Origin of the sequence: Streptomyces tauricus (assembly GCF_014650955.1) — a bacterium.
Taxonomy (GTDB): Bacteria; Actinomycetota; Actinomycetes; order Streptomycetales; family Streptomycetaceae; genus Streptomyces; species Streptomyces tauricus.
This window is the reverse complement of sequence record NZ_BMVY01000001.1, coordinates 515,687-532,913: the sequence shown is the minus strand read 5'-3', so window position 1 is coordinate 532,913 and position 17,227 is coordinate 515,687. Positions and strand designations below refer to the sequence as shown.

18 protein-coding genes and 1 pseudogene are annotated in these 17,227 nt (G+C 70.0%); 10 read left to right on the top strand and 9 right to left on the bottom strand.

Going from position 1 to position 17,227, the window contains the following annotated elements:
• Positions 1-52 precede the first annotated feature (52 nt).
• The gene (locus IE278_RS02060) at positions 53-1,543 is read right to left on the bottom strand and encodes an alpha/beta hydrolase (RefSeq protein ID WP_189768077.1); all 1,491 of its coding nucleotides are present in this window, start codon (positions 1,541-1,543) and stop codon (positions 53-55) included.
• A gap of 360 nt (positions 1,544-1,903) precedes the next feature.
• Here IE278_RS02060 and IE278_RS02055 point away from each other — a divergent pair, with 360 nt between their 5' ends.
• Positions 1,904-3,193 (top strand): sensor histidine kinase, encoded by a 1,290-nt coding sequence (locus IE278_RS02055; protein ID WP_246569714.1) that lies wholly within the window; start codon positions 1,904-1,906, stop codon positions 3,191-3,193.
• Positions 3,190-3,858 (top strand): response regulator, encoded by a 669-nt coding sequence (locus IE278_RS02050; RefSeq protein WP_189768075.1) that lies wholly within the window; start codon positions 3,190-3,192, stop codon positions 3,856-3,858. Before IE278_RS02055 ends, IE278_RS02050 begins: the two co-directional genes overlap by 4 nt.
• Positions 3,859-3,883: 25 nt before the next feature.
• Here the strand turns inward: IE278_RS02050 and IE278_RS02045 are convergent, their stop codons facing one another.
• Positions 3,884-4,783 carry an aminoglycoside phosphotransferase family protein gene (locus tag IE278_RS02045; protein ID WP_189768073.1) on the bottom strand — a complete coding sequence of 300 codons (900 nt, stop codon included), beginning with the start codon at positions 4,781-4,783 and terminating at the stop codon, positions 3,884-3,886.
• 315 nt (positions 4,784-5,098) lie between these two features.
• Between IE278_RS02045 and IE278_RS02040 the strand changes: the two genes are divergently transcribed.
• The 3 genes from IE278_RS02040 to IE278_RS02030 all read left to right on the top strand — a co-directional run bounded on the left by IE278_RS02040 (position 5,099) and on the right by IE278_RS02030 (position 7,371).
• Positions 5,099-5,323 carry a hypothetical protein gene (locus IE278_RS02040; RefSeq protein ID WP_246569713.1) on the top strand — a complete coding sequence of 75 codons (225 nt, stop codon included), beginning with the start codon at positions 5,099-5,101 and terminating at the stop codon, positions 5,321-5,323.
• A gap of 147 nt (positions 5,324-5,470) precedes the next feature.
• A complete protein-coding gene (locus IE278_RS02035) occupies positions 5,471-5,773 on the top strand; it encodes an antibiotic biosynthesis monooxygenase (protein ID WP_189768071.1) in 303 nt (100 codons plus the stop codon).
• Positions 5,774-5,934: 161 nt separating this feature from the next.
• Positions 5,935-7,371 carry an FG-GAP repeat protein gene (locus IE278_RS02030; protein WP_189768068.1) on the top strand — a complete coding sequence of 479 codons (1,437 nt, stop codon included), beginning with the start codon at positions 5,935-5,937 and terminating at the stop codon, positions 7,369-7,371.
• 321 nt (positions 7,372-7,692) lie between these two features.
• Here IE278_RS02030 and IE278_RS02025 read toward each other — a convergent pair whose 3' ends face one another.
• The 4 genes from IE278_RS02025 to IE278_RS42055 all read right to left on the bottom strand — a co-directional run bounded on the left by IE278_RS02025 (position 7,693) and on the right by IE278_RS42055 (position 10,591).
• Positions 7,693-8,403, bottom strand: a complete 711-nt coding sequence (locus tag IE278_RS02025; protein WP_189769011.1) for a S1 family peptidase — start codon at positions 8,401-8,403, stop codon at positions 7,693-7,695.
• A 292-nt stretch (positions 8,404-8,695) separates the two neighbouring features.
• Complete coding sequence (locus IE278_RS02020) at positions 8,696-10,087, bottom strand: M1 family metallopeptidase (RefSeq protein ID WP_189768067.1); 1,392 nt, start codon at positions 10,085-10,087, stop codon at positions 8,696-8,698.
• 108 nt (positions 10,088-10,195) lie between these two features.
• On the bottom strand, positions 10,196-10,399 hold the full coding sequence (locus tag IE278_RS42060) for a hypothetical protein (protein ID WP_246569712.1): 204 nt from the start codon (positions 10,397-10,399) through the stop codon (positions 10,196-10,198).
• A 45-nt stretch (positions 10,400-10,444) separates the two neighbouring features.
• Entirely contained in the window at positions 10,445-10,591 is a 147-nt protein-coding gene (locus IE278_RS42055; RefSeq protein ID WP_246569711.1) for a hypothetical protein, read from the bottom strand.
• Positions 10,592-10,860: 269 nt separating this feature from the next.
• On the opposite strand from IE278_RS42055, the gene IE278_RS02010 reads away from it, so the two are divergent.
• From IE278_RS02010 to IE278_RS02000, 3 genes are all read left to right on the top strand, one after another.
• Complete coding sequence (locus IE278_RS02010; protein ID WP_189768064.1) at positions 10,861-11,376, top strand: DUF4334 domain-containing protein; 516 nt, start codon at positions 10,861-10,863, stop codon at positions 11,374-11,376.
• Positions 11,373-12,464 carry an NAD(P)-dependent alcohol dehydrogenase gene (locus IE278_RS02005; RefSeq protein ID WP_189768063.1) on the top strand — a complete coding sequence of 364 codons (1,092 nt, stop codon included), beginning with the start codon at positions 11,373-11,375 and terminating at the stop codon, positions 12,462-12,464. The genes IE278_RS02010 and IE278_RS02005 overlap by 4 nt, the downstream gene beginning before the upstream one ends.
• Before the next feature lie 142 nt (positions 12,465-12,606).
• A complete protein-coding gene (locus IE278_RS02000; RefSeq protein WP_189768061.1) occupies positions 12,607-13,803 on the top strand; it encodes a TetR/AcrR family transcriptional regulator in 1,197 nt (398 codons plus the stop codon).
• Between the two features lie 28 nt (positions 13,804-13,831).
• Here the strand turns inward: IE278_RS02000 and IE278_RS01995 are convergent, their stop codons facing one another.
• On the bottom strand, positions 13,832-15,040 hold the full coding sequence (locus IE278_RS01995) for an oxygenase MpaB family protein (RefSeq protein WP_189768059.1): 1,209 nt from the start codon (positions 15,038-15,040) through the stop codon (positions 13,832-13,834).
• Between the two features lie 504 nt (positions 15,041-15,544).
• A pseudogene (locus tag IE278_RS43145) lies at positions 15,545-15,625 on the bottom strand (transcriptional regulator); the annotation flags it as partial.
• A gap of 122 nt (positions 15,626-15,747) precedes the next feature.
• Between IE278_RS43145 and IE278_RS01990 the strand changes: the two are divergent.
• Entirely contained in the window at positions 15,748-16,200 is a 453-nt protein-coding gene (locus tag IE278_RS01990; protein ID WP_246569710.1) for an NUDIX hydrolase, read from the top strand.
• Between the two features lie 116 nt (positions 16,201-16,316).
• Entirely contained in the window at positions 16,317-16,496 is a 180-nt protein-coding gene (locus IE278_RS01985) for a DUF6480 family protein (RefSeq protein ID WP_189768055.1), read from the top strand.
• 102 nt (positions 16,497-16,598) lie between these two features.
• Here IE278_RS01985 and IE278_RS01980 read toward each other — a convergent pair whose 3' ends face one another.
• Positions 16,599-17,153, bottom strand: a complete 555-nt coding sequence (locus IE278_RS01980; protein WP_189768053.1) for a 2'-5' RNA ligase family protein — start codon at positions 17,151-17,153, stop codon at positions 16,599-16,601.
• Between the last annotated feature and the right edge of the window lie 74 nt (positions 17,154-17,227).

Here is a 17,227-nt window from a genome sequence, read left to right as displayed (position 1 = left end):
GCAGGGCCGAGCTGGAAGAACGGCCGTGCCCGGACCTGCGTCGCGCAGTTGGTCAGCGGTCGTCGCCCGGGCCGTAGACGCTGAGGTCTCCGTAAGCCGACAGAACGTCGGCCAAGTCAGCCGGTTTGTGACGCAGGGTCGTATCCAAGAAGGCGAGCGTGGTTGCGGCGACGACGCGGGGGCTCTCGGTGCGGCCCAAAGTGCCGACTATCGAGGGCACCGGTGGCAGGTAGAGGGGGCCGTCCATGAACGTGAGGTGTGCGGTGTCGGGGATCGTGAGCCGGTAGCTGGTCGCGGTGTTGAGCTTGAGGACCTTGGTGAGACGGGGGATGTAACGCCGGTCGGTTTCCGGGGTGATGGTCTGGGTGAGGGCGAGCGTCGGCCGGCGGAGGGTGGGAGAGAGGGGGCCGTGCGGGTAGCCGTCCAGATCGATGACGGCGTCGAACCGGCGGTCCTGCCGGGCCGCCTGCAGTGCGGCGGCTCCCCCCATGGAGTGGCCGGTCGCCGCGACCCGGCCGGTGTCCAGGCGTCCCGTCAACGGCCCCGCGATCTCACCTCTGTCCAGACGGCCCAGCTGAGTGAGGACGAACCCGAGGTCGGCGGCCCGAACAGCCGTCGCGTCGGCGGCCGACGCGGCGTCCTTGTCCCGGTCACCGGTGGAGGTGAGTGTGGTGCGAATCGTTCGGCCGTCGGTGAGGACGACGACGGCGGAGTCGTACGGGTGGTCGAGGGCGGCGACCAGATAGCCGTGGCTGGCCAGTTCCTCCGCCCAGGCGGTGTTCTGGGTGCGCACCCCGCCCGATCCGGGAGAGAACAGTACGACCGGGAAGCGTCCGCCCCCGTCGGCCACGGACGCGTTGAAGACCGCATGGCTGTGGGCACGCGGGACGCCGTCGATCAGGAAGCCGGGCAGGCCGGCCCCGCGGGCGAGGGCGTCGGAAACGGTGCGCGCCTCGTGCTCCGTGCGGCCGAGGTACTGAGCCCGTTGCGCGCCCGCGGGGCTCTTCCGCGCGGGGTACCAGAGCTGGACCACGACGGTGCGCCGGTCGTGCGGGTCGGCGGTTGCGGTCTCGGGGCGCTTCGCGTCGGTCCACTGCATCACGCGGGTGCCGACCGCGAAATGGCCCGACGGCTCGGGAAACACCGGTACGGGAAAGGCCCAGGCCGCCACCGGTCCCGTGGCGATCAGGCCGACGCAGGCCACCGATCCCGGCAGCGCCAGCCACCGGTGGGCCCGCCACGACGGGCGGCCGGTACGTCGTCGCAGCAGAGGCGCGACGGCGAACGGCAACGCGAGGCCGGCACCCGCCAGTACCGGCAGCAGCTGCCAGCGGATCCCCATCACGCTCAGCACGACCGCGGACAGCACGAACACCGCGCCCGCCGCGATCGTGACGCGTGGGCGGACGGTCGGCGGGAGCCAGCGTGCCACCACCAGCGCGACGGCACTCAGCAGGGCAAGGACTTCCAGTAGGGACATCTGCAGTCCCATGATGATCTCGGTCACCCGGCCATCCTCGGCGCGGGGCACGCGCTGCCACATCGGCCCCGGATCGCCATCGTGTACACCCGAAGTCGCAATCCGAGACACGCCTGTGTGAACGGCTTTGCGACCGTGGGAGGTAGCCGGGCTCCTCCTGCGGTCGTACTTCCGCGCGATTCCTTCAGACGGTGGGCTCATGCGCACCGCTGGATCGCGGCCTACCGTGACAGGACCGCGGTACGTGCGGACAGCGCGACTCCTACGCGCCGCCCCGTGAGCGACGCGGCTCCAAATGCGCCGACCCGCGTTCAGCGTGCCGACCCGGTTCCAGCTGCGCCGACCTGGTCCCAGCTGTACGCGATGGCAGGTGGCAGCCCCGGCCGGGGCTGCCACTATGACGCTGAATCGACAGGACGTGTGATGACCGAGGCGGCCGCGGAAGTCAGCAGTACCCACCCGGAGCGCCACCAGGAACGGGTGCCTCGGGCTAGGACAGCCGTACGACCGACGAGGTACACCGACCAGGCCTCCGCACGAGCGGCGCGACCGCTGAGAGCCGTCCACCGCTGGGGCTCCCGGCTGCCGCCCATGGTGTGGGACTCGCTGTTGCCGGCGCTGCTCCTGCTCAACATCCTCACCACGCGCACGCCACAAGAACTCCCGGTGGCGATGGCCCTCACCGCAGCCCTCGCGCTGCCCCTGGTGTGGCGACGCCGGGCCCCGCTCACGGTGTTCGGCGCCGTATCAGCCGCGGCCTTCGTCCAGTGGCTGATGGACGTCCAACTGCCCGCGGACATAGCCTTGTTGGTGGCTCTCTACACAGTGGCCGCGAACTCAGGCCGGCGCGGCACGCTTGTCGCCGGTGCCGTCGTGGAGGGCGGGGCCCTGCTGGCCTGCCTGCGCTGGGCGACGGCAGGCGCCTTCGTGACCCCCTTCGTCGCGGTGACCGCGATGGTCGTCGCCGCCGCCGTCCTGGGGGCGAACGCACGGACCACGCGCGCCTACCTCGCGGCCGTGGAGGAACGTGCCGCACGCCTGGAGCAGGAGCATGACCAGCAGGCACGACTGGCGGTCGCTGAGGAAAGGACCCGTATCACCCGGGAGATGCACGACATCGTCACCCACAACCTGTCCGTCATGGTCGCGCTCACCGACGCCGCCGTCTACGCGCAGCACCGATCGCCCGACAAGGCCACCACCGCGATGCTCCAGATCTCCGAGACGGGCCGGCAGGCCCTGACCGACATGCGGCGCTCCCTGGACATCCTGCGGACCGACGAACCCGACGCGGAGCGCCACCCGTTGCCCGGCATCGCACAACTGGAGGCCCTCGCCGACCAGATGTGCGCCGCCGGACTGCCGACCCGCGTCGAGGTCCGGGGCGGCCACACCCACATACCCGCCACCGCACAACTGACCGTCTACCGCCTCGTACAGGAAGCCTTGACCAACACCCTCAAGCACACACCCACCGGCACACACGCGGACGTCCGGATACGGTGCTCGGCCGAGACCGTCACAGTGGACGTCACCGACAACGGCCCCACCCCGCCACAGCCCGGCGCCGTCCCATCCGGCCACGGCATCCCCGGTATGCGTGAGCGCGCGGCCGTCTACGGGGGGACGTTGCGGTCCGGACCGCTCCCGGGCGGCGGCTGGGGAGTCCACACCCGGCTCGACCTCGCCAGCAGGGGAGCGGCGTCCGCATGACGATCCGCATCCTGATCGCCGACGACGAAGCGCTGCTCCGCATGGCCTTCAGTACGGTCCTGGAGACCCAGCCCGACATGGCACCGGTCGGCGAAGCCGCGGACGGCGTCCAGGCCGTACGCCTCGCCCGGGACCTGCGCCCCGACGTCGTCCTCATGGACGTCCGGATGCCCGGGACCGACGGGATCGAGGCAACCCGGCAGGTCGTCCGGATCTCCCCGCGCAGCAGAGTACTGATCCTCACCACCTTCGACCTCGACGAATACGCCTTCACCGCACTCCGCGCCGGAGCCTCGGGCTTCCTGCTGAAGAACACCAGGCCCGAGGAACTGCTCCACGCGATACGCAGCGTGGCGGCGGGCGACGCGGTGGTCTCCCCGCGGATCACCCGCCGCCTGCTGGAGAACTTCCGCCCGCACATCCCTGACGGCGGCAACATCGACCGCGACGAGCGGCTGAACCGGCTCAGCGCCCGCGAGCGCGAGGTGCTCGTCCAGGTGGGCCGCGGCCTGTCCAACACCGAGATCGCGGCCACCCTGCACCTCGCGGAAGCGACCGTGAAGTCCCACCTGGGCCGCATCCTGCAGAAGCTCGAACTCCGCGACCGGATCCAGGCCGTGATCTTCGCCTACGAAAACCGCCTCATCGACCCTCGTACGCCATGAAGTGATGCGTCTTCGTCCCGCTTGCCTAGCCGATGAGGGCCTCGGTGATCTGACGGGTGGTCTGCGCGGCGACTCGCGGATTGACGGCAGCGTAGTAGGTGTACGCGTTCAGGCCCGTGGCCAGCGCCCAGCCGCGGCCCCGGAGCCAGGTGGCGTCGTCAACTCCGAGCGCGGCGCGGAAGGCGGCCCGGGGCCCGGCCGACATCAGGGTGAAGGCGATCATCAGGTCGCAGGCCGGGTCGCCGATGCCGAGTCCGCCGAAGTCGACGACCGCGCTGAGGCGGCCGTCGACGGTCAGCAGGTTGCCGGTGTGGAAGTCACCGTGGAACCAGACCGGAGGGCGATCCCACGCGGGGGCGCTGAGCGCCGCGTCCCACAGCCCGGTCATGGCCGCGCCGTCGAACGCAGCGTCGACCTCCGCGATGGCGGCGCGCGTCGCCCGGTCCCGTGCGGCCAGCGGCCCGACGGTGAGATCCTCGCGGACCGCCAGAGCGCACATGTCCTCGGGCTCGAACCGCTGGAGGGCGAGCAGGAACGCGGCCAGTTCGACGGCGGCCTCGGACGAATCGGCCAGTGCCTCGACGGTCGCCACCTCGCCGTCCAGCCAGCGGGACACCGCCCACGGCCAGGGATAGCCGAAGCCGGGCTCCCCCACCCCCACCGGTACCGGGACGGCCAGGGGCAGCCGCGGGGCGAGCCGGGGCAGCCACTCGGACTCCTTCCTCGCCTGCCCGATGGCCCCGGAATGGCGGGGCAGCCGGACGGACAGTTCCTCGCCGAGCCGGTAGATCACATGGTCCGAACCGGCCGGGTCGAGCAGTTCCAGCGGCAGCCCGGCCCACTGCGGGAACTGCGTATCCACGAGGCGCCTGACGAGCGCGGCATCAATAGCGGGACGGGTGTCCGCGATGCTCTCGGTTGCCAAGTGCAGCTCCTGGAGTCGGTCCGCCCCGTGCGGCGGGCGGTCGGACCATCACAGTGGGTCGCGGGCTCGCCTGTCGACCGGATTTCCCCGTCGTCAGTCATCCGCCGGGCGGGCCCGCACAGCCCTGCGACTCAGTGACCGTCAGCGCGCTGCCCGCGCCCGTCGTTCGAGGCGTGAGGCGTGAGGCGTGAGGCGTGAGGCGTGAGCCTGAGCCGTGAGACCGGAGACGAACAAATGCACACCATGATCGCTGAGCCTGGATCCGGGGAAGATGTACAGCGGGGATCTGATGGAAACGGCGACGGGAGGCGGCGAGTGAGTGTGCAGCACGGACGTGACTGGACGCGCATGACCCCGGACGACTTCGACCAGGATGCGCCACTGCGACCGGACGCGCCCGCCGGTCCGGCCGCCGTCCTGGCCGTACCCGACGAGTGCGGTACGGCCCCGCTGTTCGGTGACGAGACTCCCGCCGCGGACCCTCCGCGCGCGGAGAAGCGCCCGGCGGTCCCGTCCTTCGACCAGGCCAGGCTGTTCTGACCCCGCGCGCACCCGCCGGTCCCGGGCAGACCCGCCGGTCCTGAGCACACCTGCCGGCACGGCGCGGGAGCCACCGGCACACAAGCGCAACGTGTGCCGGGGGGGGCGGCGAACAAAGGACATCGCAGCCGCCCGTGTGCCACCCTGATGGCCGTGATCATCAGAGTGAGTGAGGCCCACGTACGTCCTGAACGTTTCGAAGCGTTCCGCGACATGATCGTCTCCGCGGTGCGCGACTTCCCCGGCCGCTATCCAGGTCTGCTGGAACACGAGGTACTGCTCGCGCCACCCAACTCGCTCCTGTACGTGAGTCGTTGGCGCAGCGAGCAGGACCTGGTCGACTACGCCGGTGAGCACTGGCGGGACCAACCCGTAGTTCTGCCGGGTGAGGACGAGTACCTGGTCGAACCACTCCAGGTACGGCACTTCACGCTCGCCCCGCTGACCTGACTCCCAGACCTGGCGGGCTGCACGGCACCCTCACGGAAGTCACGTTCACCAGACGGACACCTACGCACAACCCTTCGTACACCTCATGAGTCACAGCCCCCGTAAGCCCTGCCCCCCTTGTTTCTTTCGCCTTTTGATTTTCTGACTACGGGAGTTCCCCTGTGCGTGTACGTACCCTGGCCGCCACCGCCGCCGTGGTGGCACTCACCGCCACCGGTCTGACCCTGCCGCTCGCCGGAAGCGCCGCGGCCGCGACGCCTCCGCGGTTCGACTTCAACGGTGACGGATACGCGGACATCGCGGTCGGCATGCCCGACGCCACGGTGGACGGCAAGGCCAAGGCCGGTTACATCAGCGTGATCTACGGCGGCGCGCAGAGCCCGTACCAGTCCACCGGCGTCATCAGCCAGGCCGAGGCCGGCATACCCGGCACGCCCGAGGCGGGCGACCGCTTCGGCTCCTCCCTGGCACCGGTCGACGTGAACGGCGACGGCGTCTTCGAACTCGTCGTCGGCGCGAGCGGCGAGTCACTCACCTCCGACCAACTGAAGGACGAAGGCACCATCACCGTCCTGGAGGGCCTGCAGTGGCAGCCCAAGGGCACCACCGTGGCCAGGGGCACGTCCGAATACAGCAGCATCGGTCGCACCATCGCCACGGGCGACTACGACGGCGACGGTGACACCGACCTCGCGTACGGCGAGAACGGCGAGGAGCACGGCGCGCTCCGGTTCCGCCCGGGCCCTCTCACCGCCGACCCGGTGAGCACCACCACCCTGCGCCGCTACAGCATGGGCGGCGCCACCCGCGCCCTGGCCACCGGCGACTTCGACGGCGACGGCCGCGACGACCTCGCCGCCACCTGGCGGGGCCTGGAGGACTCCAGCACCTTCATCACGCGCTGGGACGACCAGGCCGTGCCGGCCCAGTGGTACGCCGACGCCGACCGCGGTAGTGCGCTCGCCGCCGCCGACTTCGACCGGGACGGCACGGACGACCTCGCGGTCGGCCTCGTGCAGCCCAACCCCGAGTCGGAGAGCACGCATTGTGAGAACCGGCTCGGTGGTGCGGTGCTCCTGCTCAAGGGTTCGAAGAGCGCGAACTTCGGCGCCGAGTACGAGTGCATCACGCAGTCGAACCCGGAGGTCGGCGGTGCCTCCGAGGAGGGTGACGACTTCGGCGCCGCGCTGGCGGTCGGTGATCTGAACGACGACAGCCGTCCGGAACTGGTGGTCGGTGTGCCCGGCGAGGACGTGGGCACCGTGAAGGACGCGGGCGGATACGTCACCATGAACGGCACGGAGGACGGCCTCTACGGAGGGCTGGCCCGCAGCCAGAGCACCCCGAACATGCCCGGCACCGCCGAGGCCGGCGACCGTTTCGGCGCCCAGTTGGCCGTCGGCGACTACAACCGCGACGGACTGTGGGACACCGCGGTGAGCGCACCCGGGGAGAACGCCGGTGAGCCGAGGTCCGGTGGCGTCTGGTTCGCGCCCAGCAGCGCTGAGGAGACCTACCCGCTGGGCAAGTCACTGACTCCCTACGGCTTCGCGCTGCCCTACGGCGCCATCAAGTACGGCGAGGTACTGGGGCTTTAGACCTCCGCGCGCCCACCAGTACCTGCATCTGGCCTTGCTCCCTGGCTGGTTGGAGGTCACTGGATCGGCGCTCTGGTCGAACTGAGGCGGCCCCGCCCGGCGGGGAGGAGAAACGGGGCCGCCTGCGAGAGCGCCGTGAGCTCTCCGGCCGTGCGGCGCTCTACGAGGCCGCCAGAGGTCCGGCGACGCCCTCCAGGGCGACTATCTCATCGGACTCCATGACCATGGCATATTCCAGCCACATGTGGGAGCTCGCCCTCCGGTCGTGTGCGTGAGATGGACACCCTGGCCTCCGGCGAGAACTCGCCCCTGACAGCGGCCTCAATAGATGCTCAGGCCGAACGCCGACAGCCACTCGACCACAGGCTGGTAGTAGGTGACTCCTCCTGTGCTGCAGTTCCCGCTGCCGCCGACGATGACGCCGAGCGCCGTGCCGCCCGAGAAGGCCGGACCTCCGGTGTCTCCCGGCTCGGAGCAGATGGTGGACCTGAACAGCCCGGACACCACTCCCCCGCCGTAGTTGACGGTGACGTTCACCGCCTGGACGCTCCCACAGCGGTATCCGCCGACCCGCCCGACATGGCAGATCGACTGCCCGACCACGGGATTCGCGGCGCCGGTGATGTCACGAGTACCGGCCCCGACGCCCAGCGAGACCTCACCCGGGTAGGAAACCGTCGTGTTCGTGTACCGGACAGTCGCGTAGTCATTGCCCGGGAAGCTCACTCCCACAGTCACACCGACGTTGACCGTCAGGGCGGCATCGGCGTACCAGGTAGAGGCGCCTTGAGCGCACCGACCCGAAAGGAACGCGTACAGCGTGGCACCGGAACGGGCGTTGAAGCCCACCGTGCAGCGGCTGCTCGTGCTGTAGAGCGTGTCACCACCACGCACGACGACGGCAGCCTGCCGCTCCACCCGCTCATCGGCGTGAGCGGACGCCCCAACAGCAGTGGCCCACCCGAAGAACAGCGCCAGCACGACAACGGCACGACCGACGACTCGCAAACGCCTCACAGAACCCATGGCCATCACGACGCCCCCCTACGGCATGTACCTGCCAGCATGGGGCCGTTCGAACCCCCACGACCAGGCCGAAAAACGCCAACAACAAGACGTCGACCGCTGACACCGCGGCTGCTCGTCATAGGCCCGGACGTCCCACAACAACCGTCTACCTCGGCCAGGACGACCGCCACCTGGTCGCCCTGACCCGGCTCACCCGACCCATCGGACAGGTTCTAGAGGTAGACAGTTGCCGTGCGGCAGCACCAGCCGAAAGCCACGACCTCGCTTGTTCTGAACGGGACTCCCCAGACACCCCCTACAGCGCGGGCTTGCCCTGTGTGAACAGCCATGTCTGGAACAGTACGTCGAGTTGCTTGCCCGAGATCTTCTCGGCGAGGCGGATGAAGTCGTCGGTGCTCGCGTTGCCGTACCGGTTCTGCTTGGTCCACGCCGGGAGCAGCTTGAAGAACGCCTTGTCACCGATGCGCTCACGCAGGACCTGGAGCGTCATCGCGCCGCGCTGGTAGACGGCGGAGGCGAACATCGTGTCGCGCTGCGGGTCGCCGACGACCGTCTGCCAGAAGGCCGAGTCGGCGGGGCGTGCGTTGTAGCCCGCGAGGAAGGCGTCATGGGCGGACTGGGTGCCCCTGTGTTCGGTCCACAGCCACTGGGAGTAGGTCGCGAAGCCCTCGTTGAGCCAGATGTGCTTCCACTTCTCGACCGAGACGGAGTCACCGAACCACTGGTGGGCGAGTTCGTGGACGATGGTCCCCTCGCTGCGCACGGCGGAGTAGACCGGCTTGGTCTGGGTCTCCAGGGAGAAGCCGGCCTGCGGCATGTCGTCGACGATCGCGCCGGTCTCCTCGAAGGGGTAAGGGCCGAAGATCTTCGACCAGTAGTCGGTGGCCTCGGCCGTGAGGCCGTACACGTCGACGTTGTTGCTGTTCTCCAGGACGGGGTCGATGGCGACGTAGATCGGGATGCCCCCCGGCGTCGTGCCCTGCCGCACGTCGAACTTGCCGATGGTGGCGGTCGCGAGATACGTCGCCATGGGCTTGCTCTCGCGCCAGTGCGCGACGGTCTGGCCGCCCTTGTCGTACGTGCCGACCAGACGGCCGTTGGAAACCGCCGTCAGGCCCTTGGGGGCCTTGATACGGATGTCGAAGGTGGCCTTGTCCCCCGGGTGGTCACTGGAGGGGAACCATGTCGACGCGGCGTTGGGCTCGCACGCGACGAAGACGCCGTCGGTGGTCTTCATCCAGCCGTAGTCGGAGCCGAAGACGATGGGGCCGCTCAGCGGCTCGGGTACGCCGCCGTAGGTGACGGTCACCGTGAACGTCTTGTTCTTGCGCAGGCTGTCGCGCGGGCTGATGCGGATCTCGTCGCCCTCGCGCGTGAACCGCGCCCGTCTGCTGTTCACCTCGATCTTCGTCACCTCCAGCTTCTGGAGGTCGAGGTTGAAGGAGGAGAGGTTCTGGGTGGCGCGCGCGGTGATCGTGGTACGGCCGTCGAGGCGGTCGGTGTCGGGGTTGTACGCCACGTCGAGGCCGTAGTGGCGTACGTCGAATCCGCCGTTGCCGAGCTGTGGAAAGTACGGGTCGCCCACGCCGTCGGCGCCCGGGTGGGGCGCGGGCGCGGCGGCGATCAGGCAGAAGGAGGCGGCGGCCGTGGCCAACGCGCCCAGACGTGCCGAACGGGAGAGTGCCATGAGTCATCCCTTCGCGCGCATTCCGATGCAACGGACACGCAGACTCTGCACTCTTCGGTGTGGACGTGTACATGACCTAAGGCCTGGTTTTTACCAAGTCATCAGGGGCTAATGGCCAGTTGACGCCTGACCCTTGGCTTCCACTTCGCGCCTCGGCACGTCGCGCGCCTCTCCCCCGCCCCCTCGCTCCCGCACGAGCACCACCAACTCGGCCGGTCCGCCGTCCTCTCCGAGGGTGACGCCGAGCACGGGTATCGCGATCGGCCCGCGCATGACGACTTCCATGCTCCACGGCAGGCGCGGCTCGTCCACGCCGACCTCCTCCTCCCCCTCCTGGCCGGTCGGCGCGTAGTTCAGCTACGTGACGCCCTCGCCCGTCACCCGGTACTCCACCCGCAGGCGCGTCCCGCCCTCGGTCCCGGAGAACCGCGGTGACCCACCGATCGCCCCGTCCAGCACGCCCACGTCGCCCCAGGGGATCCGGTCCCATTTCTGCTCGCTCATGATCAGGCTCCCTCCTCCGCGCGGCGCGGCGCCTGCGCTTGCACCCCTTCTACGGTATGCCGTCTGTCGGCATGTCTACATTTGAGACGTACTGAGCGTTCGCTAAGAACTCCGACGTACGGGTGTGGTCGAGCAACTTCCCCTGTAATACTGGATTTTGCGCGTCCTAGTCGTGGCGGTGACGTCATGACTGGCGCCTGATGCCGAGTTTTCCTGATCGACCGCTAAGCAGACGGTTCCTGTGTCAGCACCGACGAGAGGCAAGCCGCATGGACGTGTTCGAGGCCCGCGCCAGGTTCCAGGAGCTCCGGGAGAAGGACGGCCCGGTCGGCGCCCCTGAACTCGACGCGATCTGGGCGGCGTTGGCCACAGTCCGCCCCGAGGACATACTCGGCGAGTGGAAGGGCGGCGAGTTCGACACGGGTCATCCCCTCAACGGCGAGCTGGAGAAGGCCGGTTGGTACGGCAAGACGTTCAACTCCGTGCACGACGTCAAGCCGCTGATGTGCCGGGACGCGGCCGGCCGGCTGTACTCCAACCGCGAACTCGGCAAAGGCGAGGCCAGCCTCTGGACCGTCGAGTTCCGCGGCGAGACGACGGCCACCATGGTCTACGACGGGCAGCCGGTCCTCGACCACTTCAAACAGGTGGACGACACCACGCTGATGGGGATCATGCATGCCAAGGGGGTCCCCGACGAGGGCCCCTTCTACTACTTCTTCCTGGAGCGGGTCCCGGTGACGGCGGGCGGGGGCGCCGGCGCGCGTGCCGGAGAAGGCGCGTGAGACGCGTCCGCGCCGCGGTCACCGGGGCGCCGGGCGCCCCGTTCACCGTCCACGCCGCGGACCTTGAGGACCCACGGGCGCACGAGGTGCTGGTCAGGATGACCGCGGTCGGCGTCTGCCACACCGATCTGGGGATGCGGGACAACTGGCCGCCTCGGCTCACGCCGATGGTCTTCGGCCATGAGGGCACGGGCCGGATCGAGGCGGTGGGCACGGAGGTGACCGGCCTCGCGCCCGGGGACCGGGTCTGTCTCACGTTCGCCAGCTGCGGCACCTGCGACCAGTGCGCGGCGGACCACCCGGCCTACTGCCGCGCCGCCCAGGCTCGTAACCTCTCCGGAGGACGCGCGGACGGCACCACCCCGCTCTCCCTCGACGGCACACCGCTGTACGGCGGCTTCTTCGGCCAGTCCAGCTTCGCCACGTACGCCGTCGTCCACGAACGCGGTGTGATCAGGGTGCCGGACGCCCTGCCGGACGCGGTCGCCGCGCCGCTCGGCTGCAGTGGCCAGACGGGCGCGGGGACCGTCCTCAACCGGTTGCGGCCCGAGCCGGGCTCGTCCCTGGTCGTCCTGGGCGCTGGCGCGGTCGGTCTCAGCGCGCTGATGGCGGCGGTTGCCGTGGGCTGCGACCCGGTGGTGGCCGTCGACCCGGTCGCCTCCCGCCGCGACCTGGCCATCGCACTCGGCGCGAGGGCGGCGCTGGCACCCGAGGACGGACTCGTGGCGGCGCTCCGGGACCTCACCGGCGGCGGCGCGCACCACGTCATCGAGACCACCGGCCGTCCGCAGATGGCCCGCCGGGCCGTCGGCGCGCTGCGCCCGCGCGGCGACCTCGTCCTGCTCGGCCTCGGCGGAGAGGTGACGTTCGACGTCATGGGCCTGCTCGCCAAGGGGGTCCGGGTGCACGGAGTGATCGAGGGTGACTCCGACCCCGCCCGCTTCATACCCGAACTGGTACGCCTCTACGAACGTGGCCTCTTCCCGGTCGACCGGCTGGTCACCACGTTCCCCTTCGAGGACATCGGCGCGGCCGTGGCCGCCATGGGCGACGGCGGTGTGGTCAAGCCGGTGCTCACCTTCGCCTGACACGCCTGACAGGGACTGCTCCCGGCATGCCTGTCACCAGGTGAGGGCTGTGCGAGCGGGGAGGGCAGCCCGGACGTCTGGGGGCAGCGCGGGCGGCGCCGAGGGAGCCCGCCTTCTGACGCCGTGTGATTGACTGATTCGCATGGCCTCCGCCTCCCCGTCCGCCCGTTCGGCCGAGACCGCCGACCGCACCGCGGCCGCTCGGCCCCGCAATCGCAGACAGCTCATCGTCGAGGCGGCCGGGCGGGTCTTCAGTGAGCGCGGCTACCATTCGGCGTCCATGGAGCAGGTCGCGGCCGGTGTGGGCATCTCCGCCGCCGCCCTGTACCGCCACTTCCCCAACAAGTACGCGCTGTTCGCCGAGTGCGCCGACGTCATGGTGGACGGACTGGTCGCCGCGCTCGACGAGGTGCCGCCCGGGGCGGCCCTGCCGGACGTGCTGACCCCCATCACCCGCATCACCGTCGCTCATCGCGCGTCGGGCGGCGTGTACCGCTGGGAGGCCCGGTACCTCAGCCGCGAGGACCGCCACCGTCTCGCGGTGAAGTTCGGCCACCTCGTCGGGCGGGTCGATGACGCGGTACAGCGCGCACACCCGCTGGCCGACGAGCGGCTGCGGGCCATGGCGGCCCTCGGCGCGATCGGCTCCATCACGATGCACCACACGTCCATCGCCCAACGCAGGGCCGAGGAACTGCTGTTGGCGTCCGCGTCGGGCGTGGCGGCGAGCGATCCGACCTCGGGCCCACCCGGCGCGCACCGCGTCGATCTGCCCGCCCGGCCGGTGCCGCGCACGCGACGCGCGGAGATCCTGGCGGCCGCCATCCCCCTGTTCGCGCGGCACGGCTTCACCAGCGTCACGAACGGACAGATCGCCGAGGCGGTCGGACTGACCCCGTCCGCGCTCTACCGCCACTACCCCGGAAAGATCGACATCCTGGCGGCCGCATGCCTTCAGGCGGCCGGGCTGCTGGCCCAGGGCGTGGAGCGCAATCTGCACGAGGTGACGGGGCCGCACGAGGCCGTCGGCGCGCTGGCGGCGACCTACGTGGCCTACAGCTTCGAGTACACCGAACTGAACAGCGTCGCCGAGGCCGAACTCGCCGGCCTGCCCGACGGACTGCGACAGCCCGTGGTCCTCGCGCAGCGGGACCACATCGCCGTCTGGGAACAGGAACTGCGGCGGGCCCGTCCCGAGTTGGACCCGCGCCAGGCCCGGGTGCTGGTACACGCCGGGTTCGGAGTGGTGGTCGAGGCGGGACGCAGACTGCGGTGGCGGGACAGCCCCGACCATCGTGGGGCCGTAACCGCTCTGATGCTGGGTGCGCTGGGGCTCTGAACGGCCGCCGGTCCCATCGACGGCTGGCTCAGCCCGCTCTGTTGCCGGTGGGGATCGTGATGGGGGTGGTGGTCCCGGAGGAGCCCTTGTTGAGGAACAGCATGGCCAGGGCGCGCACGAACTGGTCGAAGACGTAGAAGGTGTTCGGCATGACGGGTGAGAGGCCCTCGCGGAACAGGATGAACGCCGGCCAGGCGGTGCGGACCAGGGCGGCCGACGCGTAGTCGCGTTTCAGTCCCAGCCAGTCGCCCACCTCGTCGTTCAGGACATAGCGCACGAACTCGTTCAGGAACCCGCGGGTGACGCCGAGGTCGATCTGCGCGGTCAGGCCGAGCAGGTCCTCGGCCAGCGCGATGCCTTCGGTGGAGGGAGTGAGGATCGGGGTGAGCACCTGCGCCGCCTGCTTCTCGGCGGCGGCCCACGTCTGCGGAATGTGCTCGTCCGGCACACCGAGCAGATGGATGGCGACCTGCCACGAATGCAGGAACGCCTCCTGGTCCGCGGCCGGGAACGGGATCTTCCAGTCGAGCAGCTTCCTGTACACGAAGGTGCCCAGGCTGTGGAAGGTGACGAGGATGTCGGCGGCACTGATCGGAATCGTCTCGTCGGCGACCGCCCTCCAGTGCGGGGACTGCGGCAGCAGATGACGTACCGCGGCGTGCACCACGCGCGTCTTGTTGGCGGTGACGACGAACTGCCCCGTCGGCTCGAAGGCTCCCAGCTGGGACAGGTCGTAGCCGAAGGTGAACGTCTTGGCCGCACGGTCCTGCATGTCGGCGCCGCCCGCGGACCAGTACACGCTCTTGGCCTCGCGCGGGATCACGGTACTCATGATGCCGCTGCCGAGGCCGTACAGCATGAACAGGTACGTGTCCCTGCGCCGGTTGAAGTCGGCGGCGCGGGCCAGCTTGGCGCGGTCCGCCCAGGAAGGCAGCCGGTTGACCTGCCGCAGGTGCGCGGCGAACGCGTCCGGGAGGCCGTCGGGCAGCGGGTCGTTGTTGTTCACCCATGCCGCCCACTTGGTGTTGATCGTCGGCACGTGGCCGTTCTCCAGCATCGACACCATCAGAGGGTCCGTCGCCTCGTCCCAGATCCACGCCGGATCGGCCCCCGCGGCGGCGCCCGCCGCCGAGCCGGTCGAACCCGTCGACGTCAACGCCCCGGCGGGGTTCGCCACACCCACCAGGCCGAGGGCGACACCGAGGGACAACGCCCTTCTTCTACTGAGATTCTCCATTGACTTACCTGCTTCCCGTCGAGGGGATGCCGCCGAGTCCGGCTCCGGTAGCCCCCAGTTGCATGCGCTGAGCGTGCTTCGCCTTGTAGCAGGGATGTGATTCTCGATTAACATAGCGAGGAGTGTTGCCGTCGGCAATGGTGATGACCGAGGGGCGCGGAGCACGACGTCGAGCCGTACCTCCTCGGGCCCCGGCCGACCGGCTGGCCGCAGATCGATACCATCGATGACCTGAAGGGCGAAGGGGGGTGTGATGACGCTCGTCATCGAGCTGCGGCGAGGGGTCTCAACCGCTCGCACGCGCGGGAAGGTACGGATCTTTCTCGGCTGAGTGGTGCCGACAGCCGGGCAGTCTCGGCGCTACCGGCCTGGGCCAGCCCTGAACGCGGTGGGTCCACCTGCCGCGGCGGTACGGCGCCGGGCGCGATGTCGGTACCGAGTACGCCTCCCCCGGCGTGGCCGCCTGGTTGGCCGTTCGCCCACCTGCCCGTCGCGAGACGTTCAGGCGGCGACGATCCGGTCCCAGCGGCGGACGTTCATGGTCCGGAACTCCATCGCGCGCTGGCGGGGCCGGTCGACCTGAGACGCCGAGTCCGCCCGTCGGGGATGCGCCGCCCGCGATGGGAACGCGCCGCTTCGGGGACGGAGCCGGGGCTGTACCGTTCCCAACGGTGACGTCCCGTCTGTTTCCGACCGTCAGAGGCCCCGTGCGACGACTGATTGCCCGCCTCTGGCGGCTCCTGCGCCCCGTTCAGAACCGCATCGTGTGGTCCCTCAACGCCAAGTTCGTGGTCGGCGTGATCGGTGTCGTGCGCGACGACGAGGGACGGGTCCTGCTGCTCCGGCACCGTATGTGGCCGCCGAACCGGCAATGGGGTCTGCCGAGCGGTTTCGCGCACAAGGGTGAGGACTTCCGGCACACCGTGGTCCGCGAGGTGAAAGAGGAGACCGGTCTCGATGTGGAAGTGGGCCGCCTGGTCATGCTGAACAGCGGCTTCCGTACGCGCATGGAAGTGGCCTACGAAGCGCGTCTCATCGGCGGTGCCCTGCGTCTCGACCCCTTCGAGATCCTGGAAGCCCGCTGGTGCCGCCCCGATGACCTCCCCCAGGGCATCCAGCCCGTGTGCCTGCCCCTGGTACGCGGCGAGACGAGCCCCTGAGAGCGCCTTCTCAGGACGCCGGTACGGACGTCCGCGCACTCCTCCACCGCGCTCTGCGCAAGACACCGCAAGGATCTGCGGATGCGCGCACGTGTGACCTGCGTGAGCCTGAAGTCATGACAGATCCGCGCGTACCCCCAGAGGAGACGCCCCCGGCCGAGGGCTCGATCGCCGAGGCACACGAGGAACGCTCGGACGGAGGGATGTGGGAACACCCCGGCGTCTGGGTCTGGCTGATCGTCATAGGCGCGGTGATCGTCGCGGGCTTCTTCATCGCCCGCATCTTCGCGCTCTGAGCGCTCCGAGTGCTCTGCATGCCGTGAGTGCCTCCGTCAGGCGCCGGGCGTGTGGCGCAGCACGCGCCTCCCGTAGCCGCGGAGCGGCGGTCAGGGCCGAGGTCACTGCCCCAGCGGGGTGGCGGAGCGGACAGTGGAGTCGTACGTACGGGCGCTCACCCATTGGCGCGCCAGGACGTCGGCCGGTCCGTCGGGCGGCGCCGAGAACAGCCCGGTGCCGGGGCAGGCGACTGCGCGCCCGCGCGCGAGGGTGACGTGCGGCTGCCAGCGCTCGGGGGCATGGATCGGGTTCAGCCGTCCACAGGCCGGGGCGTCGCGCAGGGCGCGCCATACCGCTTCGTGCAGGTGCAGCAAGGCTGCGTCGGCCCGGACGGCCCAGGCCAGGACAGACGTCCGGCCGGTGAACCGTACCGTTCCGTCGAGGTGCAGGGGGACGGGCAGACCCTCGAGTACGTGCTTGAGCTGGACGCGCACCTCGGGCACGAGCGTGTCGGCCGTGGCGAGGGTGAGGTGAGGGCGGTTCGTCGGGTGCCGGTGAGCGGCCTGGCTGGGCAGACCGGCCTCCGACAGGCGGCGCCACACCTCGCGTACGGTCCGCTCGGTCGTCGCGTCGGGCAGCAGCTCGACAGTCTGCCTACGGCCAGCGTACGACGGCATTCGGCATGTGAGGCACATCACGGGGAAGGCGGCTGAGCATACCCACGACATGTACTGGTCACGGTCAACGGAAA